Origin of the sequence: Micromonospora sp. TSRI0369, assembly GCF_001905625.1 — a bacterium.
Taxonomy (GTDB): domain Bacteria; phylum Actinomycetota; class Actinomycetes; order Mycobacteriales; family Micromonosporaceae; genus Micromonospora; species Micromonospora echinospora_A.
The window spans coordinates 370,677-388,599 of sequence record NZ_LIVU01000001.1; the positions used below are offsets into that span (position 1 = coordinate 370,677).

21 protein-coding genes and 1 pseudogene are annotated in these 17,923 nt (G+C 74.5%); 6 read left to right on the forward strand and 16 right to left on the reverse strand.

What is annotated here, in order from left to right; all coding sequences use genetic code 11:
- Positions 1-16 precede the first annotated feature (16 nt).
- The 5 genes from sepX to AMK25_RS01770 form a co-directional block, all read right to left on the reverse strand.
- A complete protein-coding gene (gene sepX / locus AMK25_RS01750) occupies positions 17-799 on the reverse strand; it encodes a divisome protein SepX/GlpR (protein ID WP_184681852.1) in 783 nt (260 codons plus the stop codon).
- A 169-nt stretch (positions 800-968) separates the two neighbouring features.
- Complete coding sequence (locus AMK25_RS01755; protein ID WP_073825520.1) at positions 969-1,610, reverse strand: GNAT family N-acetyltransferase; 642 nt, start codon at positions 1,608-1,610, stop codon at positions 969-971.
- Between the two features lie 52 nt (positions 1,611-1,662).
- Positions 1,663-2,976, reverse strand: a complete 1,314-nt coding sequence (locus AMK25_RS01760) for a molybdopterin molybdotransferase MoeA (protein WP_073825523.1) — start codon at positions 2,974-2,976, stop codon at positions 1,663-1,665.
- The gene (locus AMK25_RS01765; RefSeq protein ID WP_073825526.1) at positions 2,973-3,962 is read right to left on the reverse strand and encodes a UTP--glucose-1-phosphate uridylyltransferase; all 990 of its coding nucleotides are present in this window, start codon (positions 3,960-3,962) and stop codon (positions 2,973-2,975) included. The genes AMK25_RS01760 and AMK25_RS01765 overlap by 4 nt, the downstream gene beginning before the upstream one ends.
- 9 nt (positions 3,963-3,971) lie before the next feature.
- Positions 3,972-6,161, reverse strand: coding sequence for a GGDEF domain-containing protein (locus AMK25_RS01770; protein ID WP_073825529.1), 2,190 nt, complete (start codon positions 6,159-6,161; stop codon positions 3,972-3,974).
- An 83-nt stretch (positions 6,162-6,244) separates the two neighbouring features.
- Between AMK25_RS01770 and AMK25_RS01775 the strand changes: the two genes are divergently transcribed.
- Positions 6,245-6,889, forward strand: a complete 645-nt coding sequence (locus tag AMK25_RS01775) for a 5-formyltetrahydrofolate cyclo-ligase (RefSeq protein WP_073825532.1) — start codon at positions 6,245-6,247, stop codon at positions 6,887-6,889.
- A pseudogene (locus tag AMK25_RS32565) lies at positions 6,889-7,047 on the forward strand (FmdB family zinc ribbon protein); the annotation flags it as partial. The gene AMK25_RS01775 and the pseudogene AMK25_RS32565, both read left to right, overlap by 1 nt.
- Positions 7,048-7,109: 62 nt before the next feature.
- Here AMK25_RS32565 and AMK25_RS32570 read toward each other — a convergent pair.
- Entirely contained in the window at positions 7,110-7,379 is a 270-nt protein-coding gene (locus tag AMK25_RS32570; RefSeq protein WP_241826211.1) for a hypothetical protein, read from the reverse strand.
- A gap of 283 nt (positions 7,380-7,662) precedes the next feature.
- On the opposite strand from AMK25_RS32570, the gene AMK25_RS01785 reads away from it, so the two are divergent.
- Complete coding sequence (locus AMK25_RS01785; RefSeq protein WP_073825535.1) at positions 7,663-8,169, forward strand: flagellar biosynthesis protein FlgA; 507 nt, start codon at positions 7,663-7,665, stop codon at positions 8,167-8,169.
- A gap of 10 nt (positions 8,170-8,179) precedes the next feature.
- Here AMK25_RS01785 and AMK25_RS01790 read toward each other — a convergent pair whose 3' ends face one another.
- Entirely contained in the window at positions 8,180-8,356 is a 177-nt protein-coding gene (locus tag AMK25_RS01790) for a hypothetical protein (protein WP_370013414.1), read from the reverse strand.
- 599 nt (positions 8,357-8,955) lie between these two features.
- Here AMK25_RS01790 and AMK25_RS01795 point away from each other — a divergent pair.
- Complete coding sequence (locus AMK25_RS01795; protein WP_443189895.1) at positions 8,956-9,483, forward strand: hypothetical protein; 528 nt, start codon at positions 8,956-8,958, stop codon at positions 9,481-9,483.
- Between the two features lie 10 nt (positions 9,484-9,493).
- Here the strand turns inward: AMK25_RS01795 and AMK25_RS01800 are convergent, their stop codons facing one another.
- A complete protein-coding gene (locus AMK25_RS01800; RefSeq protein WP_073827026.1) occupies positions 9,494-9,976 on the reverse strand; it encodes a DUF2231 domain-containing protein in 483 nt (160 codons plus the stop codon).
- A 160-nt stretch (positions 9,977-10,136) separates the two neighbouring features.
- Here AMK25_RS01800 and AMK25_RS01805 point away from each other — a divergent pair, with 160 nt between their 5' ends.
- Together AMK25_RS01805 and AMK25_RS01810 are read left to right on the forward strand one after the other, a co-directional pair.
- Complete coding sequence (locus AMK25_RS01805; protein ID WP_030501115.1) at positions 10,137-10,565, forward strand: Fur family transcriptional regulator; 429 nt, start codon at positions 10,137-10,139, stop codon at positions 10,563-10,565.
- Positions 10,566-10,600: 35 nt separating this feature from the next.
- Entirely contained in the window at positions 10,601-11,452 is an 852-nt protein-coding gene (locus tag AMK25_RS01810) for an oxygenase MpaB family protein (RefSeq protein ID WP_073825541.1), read from the forward strand.
- A gap of 13 nt (positions 11,453-11,465) precedes the next feature.
- On the opposite strand, the gene AMK25_RS01815 is transcribed toward AMK25_RS01810, so the two are convergent.
- From AMK25_RS01815 to AMK25_RS01845, 8 genes are all read right to left on the reverse strand, one after another.
- On the reverse strand, positions 11,466-12,299 hold the full coding sequence (locus AMK25_RS01815) for a RecB family exonuclease (protein WP_241826244.1): 834 nt from the start codon (positions 12,297-12,299) through the stop codon (positions 11,466-11,468).
- Between the two features lie 123 nt (positions 12,300-12,422).
- Positions 12,423-13,037 (reverse strand): MarC family protein, encoded by a 615-nt coding sequence (locus AMK25_RS01820; protein WP_073825547.1) that lies wholly within the window; start codon positions 13,035-13,037, stop codon positions 12,423-12,425.
- Between the two features lie 31 nt (positions 13,038-13,068).
- Positions 13,069-13,935 (reverse strand): PHP domain-containing protein, encoded by an 867-nt coding sequence (locus tag AMK25_RS01825; RefSeq protein WP_073825550.1) that lies wholly within the window; start codon positions 13,933-13,935, stop codon positions 13,069-13,071.
- Positions 13,936-13,945: 10 nt separating this feature from the next.
- Positions 13,946-15,163 carry a hypothetical protein gene (locus AMK25_RS01830; RefSeq protein ID WP_241826212.1) on the reverse strand — a complete coding sequence of 406 codons (1,218 nt, stop codon included), beginning with the start codon at positions 15,161-15,163 and terminating at the stop codon, positions 13,946-13,948.
- Positions 15,164-15,219: 56 nt separating this feature from the next.
- Positions 15,220-15,906: a SigE family RNA polymerase sigma factor gene (locus tag AMK25_RS01835; protein WP_073825556.1), complete on the reverse strand. Its 687-nt coding sequence runs from the start codon at positions 15,904-15,906 to the stop codon at positions 15,220-15,222.
- Positions 15,907-16,005: 99 nt separating this feature from the next.
- Positions 16,006-16,860 (reverse strand): PH domain-containing protein, encoded by an 855-nt coding sequence (locus AMK25_RS01840; RefSeq protein ID WP_073825558.1) that lies wholly within the window; start codon positions 16,858-16,860, stop codon positions 16,006-16,008.
- Positions 16,861-16,866: 6 nt separating this feature from the next.
- On the reverse strand, positions 16,867-17,025 hold the full coding sequence (locus AMK25_RS32270; RefSeq protein WP_013283898.1) for a hypothetical protein: 159 nt from the start codon (positions 17,023-17,025) through the stop codon (positions 16,867-16,869).
- Positions 17,026-17,144: 119 nt separating this feature from the next.
- Positions 17,145-17,843, reverse strand: a complete 699-nt coding sequence (locus AMK25_RS01845) for a DUF6758 family protein (RefSeq protein ID WP_338013364.1) — start codon at positions 17,841-17,843, stop codon at positions 17,145-17,147.
- Positions 17,844-17,923 lie beyond the last annotated feature (80 nt).

The following is a 17,923-nucleotide window of genomic DNA, read 5'->3' on the forward strand; positions in this document are numbered from 1 at the left end:
CGCACGCGAAGATCGGTCAGGCGCCTCGGCCGGACTGGTAGGGGCGTCCGCGCAGGCCACCCGCCCGCCGGTAGGACACCGAGCCGCCGCTCGCCGCCGGTGGCAGATCCGCGGGACGGTCCAGCCCCATCGCCGTACGCCGGACCGCCTCGCGCTGGGCGGCCAGCCGGCGCTGCGCCTCCCGGCGGGCCGCCGCACGCCGGGCCTGCTCGCGGCGCACCTCGGCCTGGCGGGCGGCCAGCCAGGCCGCTTCCCGGGCGTCCGCGCGCCGCCGCCGACGCTCGGCCAGGGCGCGCTGCCGCAGGTGTACGACATACGCCACGAGCAGCGCCCCGGTGACCGAGACGCTGATCCAGAACCCGGGTCCGACGAGCACCACGCCGCCCAGTTCCACCAGGTTGAGCAACAGCAGGGCGGCGAGCACCCGGCGCCGACGGTAGATCGCCGGCGTGTGCCGCCGCCGGGGCGGGTTCCGTCGGCGGGACTGCGCCGGGACGGCGGAGACGGGCCGGAGCCGACCGGAACGGCGGCGCAGCGGTGGTGCGGAGACCGGACGGGCGAGACTACCCGTGTCGGAGTCTTCACTGAGGGTCACCACGAGGGAGCGCGGCGGGTGCAGCGGTCGCCGCCCGGGCACGGTGCGCCGTCGACGCTGGCGCTGGAGCACCCGCGCCGTCGACTGCGCCCGCTCCGCCACCAGCCGCTCGGTGGCGTCGTACCGGCGGACCAGCGCCGGAGCGAGGGCGAGCAGACCGGCGGCGGCGAGGACGGCGAGGAGCACCGACGTGGGCACCCTCACCCCTCCCGTCACCAAAGTTCTCTGGCGAGCGCCACACGCCGCAACTTGTTCCGTCGACCGTCGTTTACGGCGCACTTCGTGCGGGCGGGCAGCGCTTGCCACAGCTTGCAGTTACTTGAGGTTACGGGCCGTCGACCCAGTTCACAGTGCGCCGCGCCGGGCGGGCACGTCAGCGGCGGGTGTCACGTACGCGGTGCCACCGCGCCAGCAAGCCGCCCTCGGCCACTACTTCCTCGCCGGTCATCGCGTATCCGATGTGGTCGCGCCACGCGCCGTTGATGTGCATGTAGCGCACGTGATAGGCCTCCTCGCGGAAGCCGAGCTTCTCCACCACCCGGCGGGACGGCATGTTCTCCGGCCGGATGTTCACCTCGATACGGTGCAGCCCGCCGGGTCCGAAGGCGTGGTCCACGGCGAGCGCGACAGCGGTCGGGATCACGCCCCGGCCGGCCACCCGGGAGTCCACCCAGTAGCCCACGTACCCGGAACAGAACGCCCGCCGCACGATGCTGCCGATGTTGACGTGACCGACCAGCCGCTCCCGGCCGTCCTCCCGCAGGCACACCGCGAACGGCATGCCCTCACCGCTGCGCGCGGACTTGCGCTGGTCGGCGTGGACCAGCCGGAACGCCGCGGGCGAGTTGGTCTCGTACCAGCCGCCGGGCACGTGCGACTCCCACGGTGCCAGCCATTCGCGGTTCGCGCGCCGGATCTCCGACCAGGCGCCGGCGTCCGAACGCCGGTACGGCCGCAGCACCACCGGGCCGTCCACAAGCACCGCCGGCCATCCCGGAGCCCGCCAGAACCTCACCGAGCCGGCCTTTCGTTCGCGACTGCGGGGCTCGCAAGCTCACTCCTCGCGCTCACCGGCGCCGGTCCAGCAGGAGCACGTCGACAGTGGACCCCGCGGCGGCGGTGGTCACCCGCTCGCCCAGCACCAGCAGGCCGTTCGCCTCGGCCAGGCCGGACAGCGTGTACGGGCCACCGGCGAGCGGCTGCACCGTGTATCCCCCGCCGCGCCGCTCGGCGACGTGCGCGGGCCGGAACTCGCGCAGCCCGGCCGGCGACGAGACGGTCTCCAGCAGGTGCGCGCGGACGCTCGGCCGGAACACCGGCTCGGCGCCGGCGAGCAGCTGGATGGCCGGGCGGGCCAGCACCTCGAAGCCGATGAGCGCCGCGCCGGGCTCGCCGGGAAGACACACCACCGGCACCTCCTCGGCACCGACCGTACCGAACCCGAGAGCCGTTCCCGGATAGAGGGCCACCTCTGTGAAGGTGACCGGTCCGGCCCGGCCGCCCTCGCGGCGGGACAGGATGCGGCGGACCATGTCACCCGGGCCGGTGCCGGTGCCGCCGGTGGTGATGATCAGGTCGGCCCGCAGCGTCTGGTCCTCCAGCAGGCCGCGCAGCGCCTCCGGGTCGTCGTCGCAGATCCCCACCCGGTACGCGAGCCCGCCCGCCTCGGCCGCCGCCGCGGTGAGCGCGTGCGAGTTGGTGTCCACCACCTGCCCGGCCTGGCTGCCCCGGCCCACGTCGACCAGTTCGTCGCCGGTGGCCACGATGACCACGCGCGGACTGGGGCGTACCACGACGTGCCCGATGCCGGTGGCGGCGAACACCGCTACGAGCGCCGGTGAGACGTACGCGCCGGCGCGGGCGAGCAGCGTCCCGGCGACCAGTTCCTCCCCGGCGCGGCGCAGGCCGTACCCCCGTTTGGGTGCGCGGAAGATCTCGACGGCGGCCATGCCCTGGTCGGTCCACTCCACCGGGACGACCACGTCGGCGCCGATCGGTAGCGGCGCGCCCGCCGCGACCGAGAAGCACGAGCCGGGCGTGAGCCGCACCGGCCGCCAGCTCGCCGCGCCCAGGTCACCGACGACGTTGAGGCGGATGCTGCGGCCGCCGGGCATACCGGAGGGGGCCGGGACGTAGCCCGGCCCCCGACTCCCACCGGAGATGTCCTCCCAGCGCGCGGCGTACCCGTCCACCGCCGCCTGGTCGAAGGCGGGGTACGAGTGCGGGGCGACCACGTCCTCGGCGAGCACGTTGCCGTACGCCTGGGTCAGGTCGAGGTCGAGTGGAGGCAGCGCGCGTAACCTGCGCAGCACACTGCCCAGGTAGTCGGCGAGCGGCGTCAACTCGTTCGCGGCCGCCTCGGCGTCGGCCGTCGCGGTCATGTATCGGCACCGCCGGACGCGTCACGCACGCCGTTGAGGATCGCAGCGGTGACCGTCTCGTCGCCGTTGTTGACGAACTCGGTCAGCCACTTGCGGAACTCGGCGCCCAGGTCCTCCCGCTCGGCCGCGATCTGCACCACGGTCTGCAGGTAGCCCAGCGGCATGCCGGTGTCGTAGCGGGTGCCCCGGTAGACGATCGCGTGCACCGGCACCCCCTCGGTACGCAGCAGCTCCATCGCGTCGGTCAGCTGGATCTCGCCGCCGCTGCCCGGGTCGGTACGCCGGATCGCGTCGAAGATCTTCCCCGGGAGCACGTACCGGCCGAGGACCGCCAGGTTGCTGGGCGCGTCCTCCGCGCTGGGCTTCTCCACCATGCCGGTGACCTTGACGACCTCGGCGATGTCGGCGTACTCCGACTCGGCGGGCTCGACCGACGCGATGCCGTAGCGGCTGGTCTCGGCCGGGTCGACCTCGAAGAAGGCGAGCACCACGCCGCCGGTGCGGGCCTGGAGCTCCAGCATGGCCGGCAGCAGCGGCTCGGAGGGCTTGACGAACTCGTCGCCGAGCAGCACCGCGAAGGGCGCGTCGCCGACGTGCGACTCGGCGTACCCGACGGCGTGACCGAGGCCGAGCTGTTCCGGCTGGCGGACCGTGTAGATCGCGGCGAGCTCCTCGGTGCGCTTGACCTCGGCCAGCAGCTCGGGCTTCTTGGCGAGCCGTTCCTCCAGGTCGGGCCGGCGGTCGAAGTGGTCCACCATCGAGGTCTTGCCGCGACCGGTGATCAGCAGGATGTCGTCGATGCCGGCCTGCGCGGCCTCCTCGACGATGTACTGCAGAACCGGCCGGTCGACGACCGGCAGCAGTTCCTTGGGAACCGCCTTGGTGGCCGGCAGGAACCGGGTGGCCAGGCCGGCGGCCGGGATCACGGCCTTGACCGCGCGGGAGCGACCGGGGGTCGCTGAGGGGTTCGCTGAGTGCTCCGACATGTCGCGAGACTATCGGCCACGGCTCTGCCGCGGCGGGTGAGGACCGGAAGACGCGCCGCCCTGGACGGCGCCCGGCGCGTCCGCCGTGCCCGCCCGGGGCAGCCCGTCCGGCGGGCTGACGGTGGCGGCCACCACCGGGATGTCCTGGGTGGGAACCGGATCGGGCGCCGGGGCCAGCCGGTAGCCGTCGCGTCCCGCGGCCTTCGCCGCGTACAGCGCGTCGTCGGCGGCGTCGAGCACCTGCTGGCCGTCGGCGGCGTGGTCCGGGTAGACGGCGATGCCGATGGAGACGGTCACCGGCACATGGACCGGTTCGTCTGCGTTCCCCTCGACCGTCACCGGCTGGTCCCGTACGACCGCGCCGAGCCGCTCGGCGACGATCGTGGCGCCCCGCGCGTCGGTCTCCGGCAGCAGCACCACGAACTCCTCGCCGCCCTGCCGGAACGCCAGGTCCACCTCCCGGATCACGCCGCGTACCCGGCGGGCGAACTCGACGAGCACGGCGTCCCCGGCGGCGTGCCCCCAGGTGTCGTTGACGCGCTTGAACCGGTCCAGGTCGAGCGCGAGCACGCTGAGCATCCGCCCGAACCGGTTCGCCCGCTCCACCTCCCGGCGGATCGACTCGCGCAGGTAGCGGTAGTTCCACAACCCGGTCAGCGGGTCGGTGAGGGACAGCCGCTGCGCCTCCTCGTGCACCCGGACGTTCTCCACCGCGACCGCCGCGTGCCCGGCGAACGTCCGCAGCGTCACCACGTCGTCGTCGTGGAACTCGGGCCCGCCGAGCCGGTCGTAGAGCACGAGCACGCCGAGCGCCGCGCAGGCCGAGCCGGGCGGCTCGCCGTCGGCGGGCGGGTGGCCGGGACGGTCCGGGCCGCGCGACTCGGCGCCGCCGGGCGTGGCGAACGGCACCGCCACGTACGTCTCGCAGGACGGTTCCCCGGTCGGGGTCTCCGGTGGGGTCCACCGGCCGCGCAGCGGCTCGCCGGTGGCGGCGACCGCGCCGAGCACCCCGGCGCCGACCGGCACCCGCAGCGTCGCCGGGTCGGCCGGATCGCCTGTGGGCCGGCGTCCGGCCAGCCCTTCGACGCACCGGCCGACCAGCACGCCCTCGGCGTCGACGAGCAGCACCGCGCCGGCCCGGGCGCCGGTGGCGGCGATCGCGCTGTCCAGGATCACCCGGAGGATGCGTTGCAGGTCGTGCGTGCTGGCGAGCGTGTCGCCGAGCACGGCCAGATGGTTGCGGAGCTGGTCCCGGCTGCTGGTCAGCGCCGCCACGTAACTGCCGGTCTCCCGGGCCATCCGGTTGAACGCGCCGGCCAGCCGCCCGATCTCGTCCCGGCTGCGCACCGGCACCCGGGCGCTCAGGTCGCCGCGCGCCACCCGGTCCACCGCCCCGGCCAGCTCGCCCAGCGGCCGGGTGGTCACCCGGGCGAGCCGCCAGGCGGTCAGCACGGCCAGCAGGGCGGCCAGCGCCACCGCCGCGATCAGCGCACCGTACAGGCCGGGCGGGCGCTCACCGGGAATCGAGAGCACCAGCGGCAGCGGCTGACCGGGCATCGGGCCCACCCGCCGCACGTACCGGCCGTCGCCCGTCCCGGCCACCCCGTTCCCGTGCGCCTTGCCGGCGGCGGCCAGCACCGCTGCGCGTACTCCCTGGTCCTCGGTCGTGTGGGTGATCTGCCCGGGGGCGTCGAGGAGGGTGACCGCGACGCCTGTGACGGCGGCGAGTCGCGCCACGAAGGCCCGGTCGACGGGCTGCGCGGCGGCGACCGCGCCGAGGTCGGTGCCGGCCGGATCGCGCAGCCGCACCTGGGCGGAGAGCGCGCCCACTCCTGTGGCGGGGGCGCCGGCGCAGTCCTGCCAGCGCCCGGCCGGGCCGCCCGCTGTGACATAGGTGGTGCGGCCGGCGGCGTCGGCGATCAGCACGGCGGCGGCCAGCCCCCGGCCGACCACCTGGTCGGCCGCACGCGACCGGGCGGCCGGGTCACCCACGAGCGCGACCGCGTCAGCCGCCGCGCGCAGTTGCTGGCAGAGCGCGTCGATCGAGGTACGCACACCGGCCGCGGCCAGGCCCAGTCGCTCGGTGGCGCGGCTGCGGTCGACGGCGCTCAACGCGGCTCCGACGAAGAGCGCGCCGAGCAGGACGGGGCCGAGCACCACCGCGAGGAAGGCTGCCGTCAACCGCCCGCGTAGCGTCAAGCTTCCCCCCGGAAGTTCCGCGCCCCTTGGTGCGATGCTGACACAGAGCGACCATTAGGCAAGCGTTGCGTCAGGAGTGTTGCGTGCCGGAATTTTCGGATGAAGCGCACGATGCGAAGCAGAAGATGCGCGTCGCGCTACTCGCCGCCCGCCGGTCGCTGTCCGCGCCCGACCGCGCGGTGGCGGCAGCCGCCGTCCAGGCCGAGCTGGTGACCCTGGTACGACGGCTGCGACCGGCCCGGATGAGCGCGTACGTGCCGGTCGCCTCCGAGCCCGGCGGGGACGACCTGCCGGACGTGCTGCGGGCCGCGCTGCCGCCCGACGCCGAGTTGCTGCTGCCGGTGCTCTGCGACGACCTGGACCTGGACTGGGCCCCCTACAACGGGCGGGAGTCGCTGCGCGCCGCCGGCCGGGGCATGCGCGAGCCGACCGCGCCGCCCCGGGGCCGCGCCGCCGTGGCCGCGGCGGGACTCGTAGTGGTGCCGGCCGTCGCCGTGGACCGCCTGGGCATTCGACTCGGCCGCGGCGGCGGCTCGTACGACCGGGCGCTGGCGCGGGTGCCCGCCACGGTGCCGACTGTGGCTCTGCTGCACGACGGCGAGCTGGTCGAGGCGGTCCCCGCGCAGTCGCACGACCGCCCGGTGCACTGTGTGATCACTCCGGCGGACGGGCTGGTGGCCGTCCCGGGTGTGGGCCCGGGCGCTTCCGCTGGACGAACCCGGGGGTGATGACGCACCATTGGCACTCGAAGACCACGAGTGCCAACAGGCCGTGCCAAGATCCGGAGGAGAACGTGCCCACGTACCAGTACGCCTGCACCGCGTGCGGCCACCAGCTCGAGGCGGTGCAGTCCTTCTCGGACGACCCGCTGACCGAGTGCCCGGCGTGTGAGGGGCGGCTGCGAAAGCTCTTCAACTCGGTGGGCATCGTGTTCAAGGGCTCCGGCTTCTACCGCACGGACTCCCGTACGTCCGGCTCCGAAAACGGCACCGGCGCCGCGAGCAAGCCGGCTACCAAGTCCGAGTCGTCCTCGTCGTCCTCTTCAGGGTCGTCTGATTCGTCCTCGTCGTCCTCTTCGGGGTCGTCGTCCGGTTCGGGTTCGGGTTCGGGTTCTGGCTCGGGGTCCGGGTCGACGGCGGGCAAGGCGCCGGCGGCGTCCAGCTCTTCCTGACCAACGCTTCGCGCTGCACGTGGCCGTCCCGCCTCCGGGGCGGCCACGTTTCGTGTGGCAGGCCGGCTCGCCGCAGTTGCTCCCCACTCGGCGAGGTTGCTGCCTCACCCCGCCTTGCTCACCAGCTCGGCGAAGTTGCTGCATCAGCCCGCCCGGAAAGCACCACTTCCCCGAACTGGCGGCCCCAGCCGCACCGGACGTGACCACCTCCCCGAAGTGGTGACGCCGGGCCCTGCCCGGACTGCTGTTGTGCACAGGGCGGCGGGTTATCCACAGGGGCGAGCGGTGGGGCGGCGGGCGACTGTGGCCCGGTCCTAGCCTGCGGGTCGGATGGTTGGCCGACGGTGGGAGGCAGCGGTGGCGGGTGGCGAGGCGACGTTGCGTCCGGTCCGCTGGCGCGGGTTGCCGCAGCGCCGGACACTCCTGCGGGTGACACTCGTCGCGGTGCTGCTGGGACTGGCCGCGGCGGTGCTCCAGACACCTCCGTCCTGCCAACCCGGCGCGCCACCGGCAGCCTCGACGGCACCGGCCGGTACGCCGCCCGGCGGGCCACGCGCGTTGCCGGCCGGTGCGGTCGGTGTGCCGATCCGGCTGGCCGAGCCGGCCGCCCTCGCGGTGCTGCGTCCAGGTGCCCGGGTCGATCTCCTGGTGGTGCCGGCCGGCGGGTCGGCCGATCCCACGCTGCTGGCGCCGCGCGCGCTGGTGCTCGACGTGGTCGGCGCCACCGGGGCGGTCGACGGATCCTCCGCGCTCTACCTGGCGCTGCCGCCGGAGCAGGCGCGACGGGCGGTCGGGTTGCCGGAGGGCAGCCGCTTCGCCGTGGTCGTACGCGGGTGACGCGGAGCGGTCAGTCCCAGTGCGGCGGGCGCTCGGCGAGCAGCCAGTCGTCGTTGCCGCCGGGGCGCTCGCCCCAGCCGCGGTCGGTGTCGTCGGTGGTCTGTTCGGGCAGCACCACGAAGTCTTCGCTGAGGTCGACCACGCGGTCGTCGTCGCCGCGCGGTGTCCGGATGCCGGGGTCGGTCACGAGCAGCAACGATACCGCCGGACCGGCGGCCACCTCGATCCCGCGACGCCCGTCGCGGACGGGGGCCGTGATCGGGAACAGCCCGGCGCGGACCGGGCCGTGATTTCAAACAGCCCGGCACGGAGAGGACATGACCGGAACGGGCCGGCACGACGGGGCGTAATCCTGATCGGCCCGGCACGGCGGCACCGTGATCCTGGGCGGCCCGGCCCGGCCCGGACGGGCCACTCGATCCCGTCGGGCCCGGCAGCGGGCCGGAGCCCGCCGCGCAAGAGGCAGGCGCCGAGGTGCCGGTGTCGGGCGGCCGACCGGCCGGGGCGTTGGTAGCGTCGGACGGCGTGACGACGCCGAGCGGTGGCAGCCCCGACGACGAGACCTGGCGACGCCCGGAGCAACAGGCCACGGGCGAGGAGAACGACGCCGGGGCGTCCCGCCCAGGCGGGACGGGCTCCGGTCAGGCCGACCCCGGACATGTGGGCGACCCCGCCGATCCCGGACCCCTGGGCCGCCCGGCTGACCCCGGACCCGTGGGCCACCCCGCCGACCCCGAACCCGTGAGCCACCCGGCCGACCCCGGACCCGTGGGCGGTCCCGAACCCGTGAGCCACCCCGCCGACCCCGGACCGGTCGGCCGCCCCGCCGGCTTCGAACCCGTGAGCCACCACGCCGACCCCGGCGGGCGGGACGCGCCCGGAACCGGCGAAGCCGGGAGCCGGCCGACCGGAACCGGCGCGGCCGGGGCGAACGTCACCACCCCCGCCGACGCCTTGGGGGCGGCCGGGCCGAACAGCCCGTGGTCGCGCGAGGCGGCCACCGAGAGCCCGTGGGCGAAGCCGGAGGCGGCCGGCGGCTGGACGGTGGCGGGCGGGCCGTGGCCGGGCCGGTACGCCGGTGACCCGGCTGCCGGTGGCTACGCCGGTCCGCCGCCGAGTACGCCTCCGCCTCCGGGCTGGCGGCCGCCGGTGCACGTCCAGCCGGCACCACCCCGCCGGCTTCCGCCGCAGGACATGGCCGCGATGGATCAGGCGGAGCAGCGCGCGCAGCGGCTCACCTATGGCGTCGGGGCGGTCGTCGCCGTGGTGCTGGTGCTGCTCACCTGCCTGCTCTGCTCGCGGGTGCTGTTCTGACCCGCAGCGGTCAGACGATGCCGTCCCACACCATCTTGGCGCCGCTGTCACCGGTCAGGTAGACGTACACGAGCGCGAAGCCCGCCAGCACCGCCACCGCGACGGTGAGCAGGATCGGCAGCCAGCGGGGCAGGTTCCGGCCCGCGACGAAGCGGCTCGTCGACAGCACGAGCAGCAGCGCCGCGGCGCCGAGCCCGAGCGCGTACCAGAACAGCGTGTCCCCGTACGACGCGTGCTCACTGATCTGCTGGAGCCGGTCCGGCGGGTAGCCCTTCGCACGCAGGATCCCCTCCAGTTCCTCGCCGGACTCCGTGGCGACCCAGGCGGCCGCCGGGGTGATCACGGCGAGCGCGGCGACCGCCCAGTCCAGCCGGTGCCGCCAGCGGGGCAGCACCCCGTACGCGATGGCGAACAGCGCCAGCAGCGGCACGAGCACCACCACCGCGTGGATGACGAGCACGTGGAGCGGTAGACCGTTGAATTCCCTGAACACCGACACCTCCGGCGAGTGGGTGGTAAGGCGCGCTCAGCGTACGTCGCGAGGCTGTGTACCTCGACACACGCAGGCGCGGCCCCGCCGGTTCACCTGTGGCCCGGGACACCCGCGGGGACGCTCGCTTGTCGGCCTGTCACCTGCGTGCTGTCATGGATTCATGTCCACGGGTGAGGAACTGCTCCGGTCGAGGGGCCTACGGGTCACGCGGCCGCGTCTCGCCGTGCTGGACGTGCTCTCCGCCGGTGGTCACCTGGAGGTCGACGAGATCACCCGGCGGGTCCGCCAGCGGATCGACTCGGTCTCCACCCAGGCCGTCTACGACGTGCTCGGCGCCCTGTCGCGGGCCGGGTTGTCCCGCCGGATCGAGCCGGCCGGCAGTCCCGCGCGGTACGAGGCCCGGGTCGGCGACAACCACCACCACGTGGTGTGCCGGGGCTGCGGCGAGATCGCCGACGTGGACTGCGCGGTGGGCAGCGCGCCCTGCCTCGACCCCAACGTGGCGCACGGCTTCGAGCTGGACGAGGCCGAGGTGACCTTCTGGGGTCTCTGCCCGGCCTGCCAGTCGCGCCGCTCCGCCGACGACTGAGCGAAGCGCCGCGCCCGGCGTGGCACTCTTGATCGGTGGACACTGACGACCTCGGCCTGTTCGGTCCGGGCTCGGTCACGTGGAAGGTGCACGAGGAGCCGATCCTGATCGTGGCCGGCCTGCGCTCGCTCTATCTCCAGGCGCTGCATCCGCGCGCGATGGCGGGCGTGGCGCAGAACAGCAACTACCGCTCGGACGCCTGGGGCCGGCTGGTCCGCACGGCGAACTACGTGGGGACGACGATCTACGGCACCACAGCCGAGGCGGAGGCGGCCGGGCGACGGGTCCGTGCGCGGCATGCCCGGATGCGCGCCACCGACCCGTTCACCGGCGAGGAGTTCCGCGTCGACGAGCCGGAGCTGCTGCGCTGGGTGCACGTCACCGAGGTCGAGTCGTTCGTGAGCACCGCCCGGCGGGCCGGTCTGGCGCTCACCGACGACGAGGTGGACGGCTACTACACCGAGCAGCGCCGGTCGGCGGCCCTGGTGGGGCTGGACCCGGGCGACGTGCCGGGTACCGCCGCGGAGGTGGCGGACTACTACCGGGACGTACGCCCGCAGTTGCGGATGACCCGGGAGGCGGCCGAGACCGCGCTGTTCCTGACCGCGCCGCCGATCCCGTGGAAGCTCAACCTGCCGGCGCGGGTCGGCCTGAACCTGGGGCCGCCGCGCTGGGCGTACCTGGGGATCGCCGCCACCGCGCTGGGGATGCTGCCGCCGTGGGCGTTGCGGCTCTACGGCGGGCTGGGCCTGCCCACCACCGCGCTGTCGGCGGACCTGAGCGCGCGGGCGCTGCGGCTGGCGCTGGCCGCTGTGCCCCGGCGCTACCGGGAGGGCCCGTTGCAGCAGGCGGCCAAGGAACGCGCCGCCCGCCTGGCCGCGGCCTGACCGCGACCCGCGTTCAGTCCGGGTCGGCGAACCGCTCGACTGCGGACCAGGGCTCCTTGCCGGGGGTCTGCGCGCCGGTCGGGCAGGTACGCCGGTAGTCGCACCAGGCGCACCGCGGCCCCGGCTCGGTGGGGAACGCCGCGTCGGGGTCGGCGCCGTCGGCCACCGCGCGTTCGGCGGCCATGATGTCGCGGGCGGTGTCCTCGGCGCGGGTGAGCTGCCGGTGCAGGGACTCCGGCGCGTGCTCGTGCGCGGCGACGGTGCCGGTGGGCAGGTGGTGCAGCTCGACCCGGCGGCACGGCTTGCGGAACACCCGCTCGGCCGCGTACGCGTAGAGCGCGAGCGCCTGCGAGCCGCGCGCGTCGTCGGTGTCGAGGCCGGTGCGGCCGGTCTTGTAGTCGACGATGACCAGCTCGGGCCGCCCGTCCGGGCCGGGGCGCGAGTCGATCCGGTCGGTACGGCCGTTGAACGCGAGCACTGCTGTCTTCACCGCGACGACCCGTTCCACGCCGACCGGCTCGTCGGCCGGGTCGAGGCCCGCCACATAGCTCTCCAGCCAGGTCAGCGCCCGCCGGAACGCGTCGCGTTCCTGCTCGTCGTCGCGGTAGCCCTCACGGACCCAGGTGCCCTTGAGCAGCGTGCCGAGCACCTCGGGGCGGCGCCGGTCGGGGGCCAGCGCGTACCAGTTCTTCAGCGCGGTGTGGACGCTGGCGCCGAGCGAGTTGTGCGCCCACGGCGGGCCCTTGGGCGGCGCGGGCCGGTCGACGTAGGCGTAGCGGTAGCGGCGGGGGCAGTCGGCGTACGTGCCAAGTTTGCTGGGGGTACAGACGAACAGGCGTTCCGGCATGCCTTCGAAGCCGAGCTGCTCGGGTTGCTCGGCACGGGGTCGGGGGGCCCGGGAGCCGCTGGCCGCTGACTGTCGTCGCACCCGGAGAATCCTGCCATCCGGGTACGACACCGGACGACCCGCTCAGGCGTTGTTGAGGTACTGGGTCACGAACGCGGCGATCGCGTCGGCGATGAGCTGCACGGCGATGGCGGCGAGCAGCAGGCCGGCGATGCGGGTCAGCACCTCGATGCCGCCGGGGCGCAGCACCTTGACGATCCCGCCGGAGAAGCGCAGCACCACCCAGACGGTGACCATCACCGCGACGATGGCGAGCCCGATGGCCAGGTAGTCGACCCCACCGCCGGCCTGCTGGACGAAGAGCATGGTGGCCACGATGGCGCCCGGCCCGGCGAGCAGCGGGGTGCCGAGCGGCACCAGCGCGATGTTGGAGGTGACCTGCTGGCTCGGGTCGTCCGACTTGCCGGTCAGCAGTTCCAGCGCGACAAGGATCAGCAGCAGACCGCCGGCGGCCTGGAGCGCGGGCAGGTCGACGTGCAGGTACGCCAGGATCGTCTGCCCCGCCACCGCGAAGATCACGATGACCCCGAGCGCCAGCGCCACGGCCTGCCAGGCGGCCCGGTGCCGGTCGCGCGCCGTCAACGGCCCGGTGAGCGCGAGGAAGATGGGCATCATTCCGGGCGGGTCGACGATCACCAGCAGGGTCACGAAGACCTCGCCGAAGAGCTTGAGATCCACGCGGACACGGTAGCCGTGCCGCCGGAGCGCTTCAGCTCGAAGCGACAGGGGTCACCCCGCGGGCCAGCGCGACGATCCGCTCGTACGCCTCGGGTCCGGTGGTGTGCGCGCCGAGCCGGACGGTCTTGTGCGTGCCGTGGAAGTCGGACGAGCCGGTCACCAGCAGCCCCAGCTCGGCGGCGAGCCGGCGGACGTGCTCCCGCTCGGCCGCGTCGTGGTCCTCGTGGTCGGCCTCCAGGCCGGCCAGGCCGGCCGCCGCCAGGTCCGCGATCAGCTCGTCCGGCACGATCCGGCCGCGTCGGCTGGCCTTCGGGTGGGCGAAGACGGGCACGCCGCCGGCCGCCCGCACCAGCGCCACCGCGCGGAACACCTCGATGTCGTCCTTGGGCAGCCGGTACCGCTCGCCGAGCCAGTCCGGCCCGAACGCCTCGCTCGTGGTGGCGACCAGACCGGCCCGGATCAGCGCCTGCGCGATGTGCGGGCGGCCCACCGTGCCGCCGTCCGCGCCGGCCAGGATCTCCGTCCAGCTCACCTGGATGCCGTCGGCCTGGAGCAGCCGCACGATGTGCTCGCCGCGTACCTCGCGGGCCCGCCGGACCCGGGCCAGCTCCGCGGCCAGTTCCGGCTCGTCCGGGTCGAAGAGGTACGCGAGCAGGTGCAGCGGGATGGCCGGCTCGACGCCGAACCAGCGGCAGGAGATCTCCGCGCCGCGGATCAGGGTGAGGCCCGGCGGCAGGGCGGCGACGGCGGGCGCCCAGCCGGCGGTGGTGTCGTGGTCGGTGAGCGCCACCACGTCGAGCGCGGCGTCGGCGGCGGCCCGGACCAGTTCGGCCGGATCGAGCGTGCCGTCGCTGGCGGTGGAGTGGGTGTGCAGGTCGATGCGGGCCGGAACGATCACCCGCCCGACGCTACGCGCCGTCCGGCGTGGCGGGGACGTCGGCCACCACCACCGGCCGGTCCCCCGGCGCCAGCCCTTCGACAGGCGACGCCGTGGGCCGGTCCCCGGCCAGCACCCGCTCCGGCTTGACCCGGACCAGCCCGCCGGTCGCGTCCACGTGCAGCGCCACGCCCGCGTGGGTCCATGCCACGTCGCCGGCCAGCACCGGGCCGGCCGGGTGGGCGGCCGGGGAGGCGCCCGGGTCGGCCAGGTCGACCAGCAGCGCGGAGCGGGCGTTGCCGTTTGCGAGCAGCCACCGGCCGTCGGCGGAGACTCCGCCGAGTCCGTCGGCGGCCAGCTTCACGCCGCAGCCGGTACGCACCGGCGCGAGGTCGCGGGCCGGGTCGAGCAGGGCCAGGCAGTGCTGCCCGGGCCGGTCGGCGGTGACCAGGCCGACCAGGCGGCCGTCGGGCCGGGTGCCGTAGACGGCGCGTACGTCCGGGTTCGCGGGCGCCGGCTGCCCGCCGAGCGCGCGTTCCCAGACGCTCACCCCGCCCTCGTCGGGCTGCTGGATCAGCACGGCGTCGCCGGCGAAGCCGACCGGCACGGCGCCGTCGGGCGCGGGCGTCCGGACCGGCGCGATGAGCTGCCCGGCGACCACCCCGGCGGCGATCACCTCGGGGCCGTCCCGCCAGGCGACCTGCCGTCCGTCCGGGGAGACCGCGACCGCGTCCGCGGCGGCGAGCATGACCTGCGGCGCGGTGCCGTTGGCCGGGACCCACCAGAGGGTACGACCGGCGGCGGTGGCCGCCGAGGTCATCAGCCAGCCTTCCCGGTCGTGGACGCGCTGCGCCCGTTCGACGCCGCTGACCCCGGTCAGCTGCCGCCGTTCGCCGCCGCTGGTGTCCAGCCGGTCGCCGACGAGCAGGTCGAGTTCGGCGCGGACCGGCCCGAAACGGGTGATCGAGGGCCCCGAGGCCAGCGGGGACGGGGAGAACCCGGGCGGGTCGCCGAGCACGACGGTGGGGGTGCCGCCGTCGCCGCCCGCGGCGCTGAAGTGGGCGACGCCGGTGGTGACGAACACGGTGGCGACCCCGGCCAGGGCCAGGCCGGTGAGCGTACGCCGCCGGCCCGTGCGCCGTGCCCGGCGCAGGACCGCTCCGGCCGGGTCGACTGGCAGCGGCCGGGACGTGACGACGCGGCGGGTCAGCGTCTCCCGCAGCGCGCGTTCCAGCTCGTCGTCGCTCACGGCCAATGGACGCTCCGGGCCATCCGTCCGGTTGTCACCGTTGCGCCGGATGCCGGTCATCGGCTCTCCGCCGCGATCGGAACGGCGGGGCGGACCGGGGCCGCCGGTGGTGGGACCGGTCGCGGCACCCGGGTGGCGGGCCGTCGCGCCGGGGTACGGGGCACGGACTGTCCGTCGCCGCGCGCGGGCGGCACGGACCGGCCGGCCGGAGCGGGCGGCGGCGACGCGGGCCCGGGCAGGCTCAGGGCCGCCTCGGAGCCGAGGCGGCGGCGCAGCGTGTTGAGCGCCCGCGAGGTCTGGCTCTTCACAGTGCCGGGGGAGATCTCCAGCAGCGCGGCGGTCTGTGCCTCGGACATGTCCTCGTAGAAGCGCAGCACCAGCACGGCCCGCTGCCGGGCGGGCAGCGCCTGCAGGTGCCGCCAGAGCGCGTCCCGGTCGAGTTGCTGCTCGATCTCGTCGACGCCGGCGTGCTCCGGCAGCACCTCTGTGGGGCGCTCGCCGTGCCAGCGGCGACGCCACCAGCTGGTGGACGTGTTGACCAGGACGCGGCGGGCGTACGGCTCGATGGCGTCGATCCCGCCGAGCCGCTTCCAGGCGAGGTAGGTCTTGGTCAGCGCGGTCTGGAGCAGGTCCTCGGCGGTGGCCCAGTCACCGGCGAGCAGGTAGGCGGTGCGCAACAGCGCGCCGGACCGGGCCGCGACGAATTCGCGGAACTCCTCCTCCAGCGGATCCCTGCTCACCACGCTCGTCTCCCCCCGTCCTGCCTGGCAGAATGCCACGGCCCGGCCGGTCAGGTCGATGGCGGAAGGTGTGCAGTTCATCCGATGTTCGGACGAAAACTTTCAGGCTCCGTCGTCGGCCTTCGCCTCGTCGGCCTCCTTGCCCAGCCGCGCCTCGACCGCCTGCGGCTCGTACATCTCCTCGACCACACGCAGGTAGAGCTCGTTCGGGTTGGGCAGGTTCTTGATCACCCGGAGCGCCTGTTCCTGGCCGGCGGACTCCAGCACGAACGTGCCGTAGTTGAGCGCGCGGCCGGTCGGGCTCTGCTCGTACTTCATGTCGGTGACCCGGGTGAGCGGCATCATCGCGACCTGGCGGGTGATGATCCCGGCGACCACCATCACCCGTTTGTTGGTGAGGATGAACCGGTCGTACCACCAGTCGGCGACCCGCCAGGCGACCCAGCCCATCACGCCGAACCAGAGCAGCACGGCGACGGTGGTCAGCGCGCCGACGTTCCGCCCGGCGAGGAAGCCGGAGAGGTAGCCGAGCACGAACGTGGCCGCCACGCCGACGATGATCGGGGTGGTCAGGTGGATCCAGTGCCGCTTCCACTCGCCCCGGTAGCGCTCGGTGGGGAAGAGGTAGCGCGCGACCAGCGAGCTGGGCTCGTCCTCCAGCGGCAGCACCCGGCGTGGGGCCATGCCGGTGGCGTCGGCCCGCAGCCCGGCCAACTCCTCCTCGGAGATGGGCTGCTCCGGGAAGCCCTCCGGGTCACGCGCCCAGGCGCGGCTCGAACGCCCCTCGCCGGCGTAGGTGCCGCCGTAGCCGGCGTCGTCCGGGTCCCCGTAGGGGCCGGGGCCGTACGCGCTGGGAGGATCGTCCGGGTCGATCCGCGGGATCGGCTCGGTGTCGCGCTCCCGGCGTGCCCGGTCGGGGTCGTCCGGGTCGAAGGGTGGACCGGAGGGGCTTCCCATGGGCGGCTAGGCGACGAGGTTGGTGAAGAAGTCGCCGAAGCCCTGCGCGATGTCCATGATGCCGCCACCGAGAGACTTGAAGACGTCGGCGGCGGAGTTTGGCCGGTACGCAACGAAGAAGATCAAGAATGCGATGCCGGCCCAGGTGAGGACCTTCTTGACCATAGCGGGCCATCCTCTCGCGCGGCGCCGGGTCCGTTTACCGCAGCGGCACCCAGAGTATCAGCATGGTGTCTTACCGTGAATATCTGCGTCCGCTCTCCGACTCGCCCGCGCGGGCCCGGTCAGGCCCGCCCGTGCAGGTACGGAGACGGTGCGCCGTACACGAGTTCGGGCGGTGTCCACTCGGCGAGGTCGTGCAACACGACTTCTTCCGCGAGGAGGTGACCCGCACTCGCCGGCCAGGCTATCGCATGGAGCCACATTCCCCGAGCCTCGCCGGCGTACGCGCTTCGATCCGTTTCGGAGCGTACGAGCCACAGTGGAGTCGGATGGCCGCCCACCCGGATCTTCGCGTGCGGCAGCCGCTCGGGATGACCAGGGCCGGGATCGGTCAGCGCCTCCTCCACCTGCGGACCGGGATCGGGGCCGGGCAGTCCCGCGAAGCGGGAACCGAGACCGACGCCGGGTTCCTCGGCGACGAAGATCAGGTCGGCCGGTCCACCGTCCAGCGGGGCCGGTCCGGCGCAGGCGACCAGGGTGGCCCGGACTCCCGCGCGCTCGTCGCCCGCCCAGGCCACACCGGTGAGCGTCCAACCCGGTGGGAGCGGCCACGGACACCACAGCGGCATCCGGAGCCGGCCGGTCGGGTCGGGGTCGGCGGCCATCCGCTCCACCACGCTGGCCATGATCTCGTCGTTGATGCGCTCGGGCACGTGCAGCGGCGCGACCGGGCCGCAGCGCAGGCACCGGTGCTCGGAGTGCATCAGGTCCGGCTCGCGCACCGGCCCGGCGCATCTCGGACAACTCACCGCGACAGTCACACACTCACCGTCGCCCTCGCGCGGCGAGGCGTCAAGCGGGCCGGGCCGACCGGCGTGGGATTTCCGTCCGGTGGTGGAAC

What these genes read in the sequence shown, in the direction of transcription:
- AMK25_RS01760 (WP_073825523.1), bottom strand. Translation starts at nt 2,976, where the DNA reads ATGACCGCGACGGCCGACGCCGAGGCGGCCGCGAACGAGTTGACGCCG.
- AMK25_RS01765 (WP_073825526.1), bottom strand. Translation starts at nt 3,962, where the DNA reads ATGTCGGAGCACTCAGCGAACCCCTCAGCGACCCCCGGTCGCTCCCGC.
- AMK25_RS01785 (WP_073825535.1), top strand. Translation starts at nt 7,663, where the DNA reads ATGGTTGGCCGACGGTGGGAGGCAGCGGTGGCGGGTGGCGAGGCGACG.
- AMK25_RS01805 (WP_030501115.1), top strand. Translation starts at nt 10,137, where the DNA reads ATGTCCACGGGTGAGGAACTGCTCCGGTCGAGGGGCCTACGGGTCACG.
- AMK25_RS01815 (WP_241826244.1), bottom strand. Translation starts at nt 12,299, where the DNA reads ATGCCGGAACGCCTGTTCGTCTGTACCCCCAGCAAACTTGGCACGTAC.
- AMK25_RS01840 (WP_073825558.1), bottom strand. Translation starts at nt 16,860, where the DNA reads ATGGGAAGCCCCTCCGGTCCACCCTTCGACCCGGACGACCCCGACCGG.
- AMK25_RS32270 (WP_013283898.1), bottom strand. Translation starts at nt 17,025, where the DNA reads ATGGTCAAGAAGGTCCTCACCTGGGCCGGCATCGCATTCTTGATCTTC.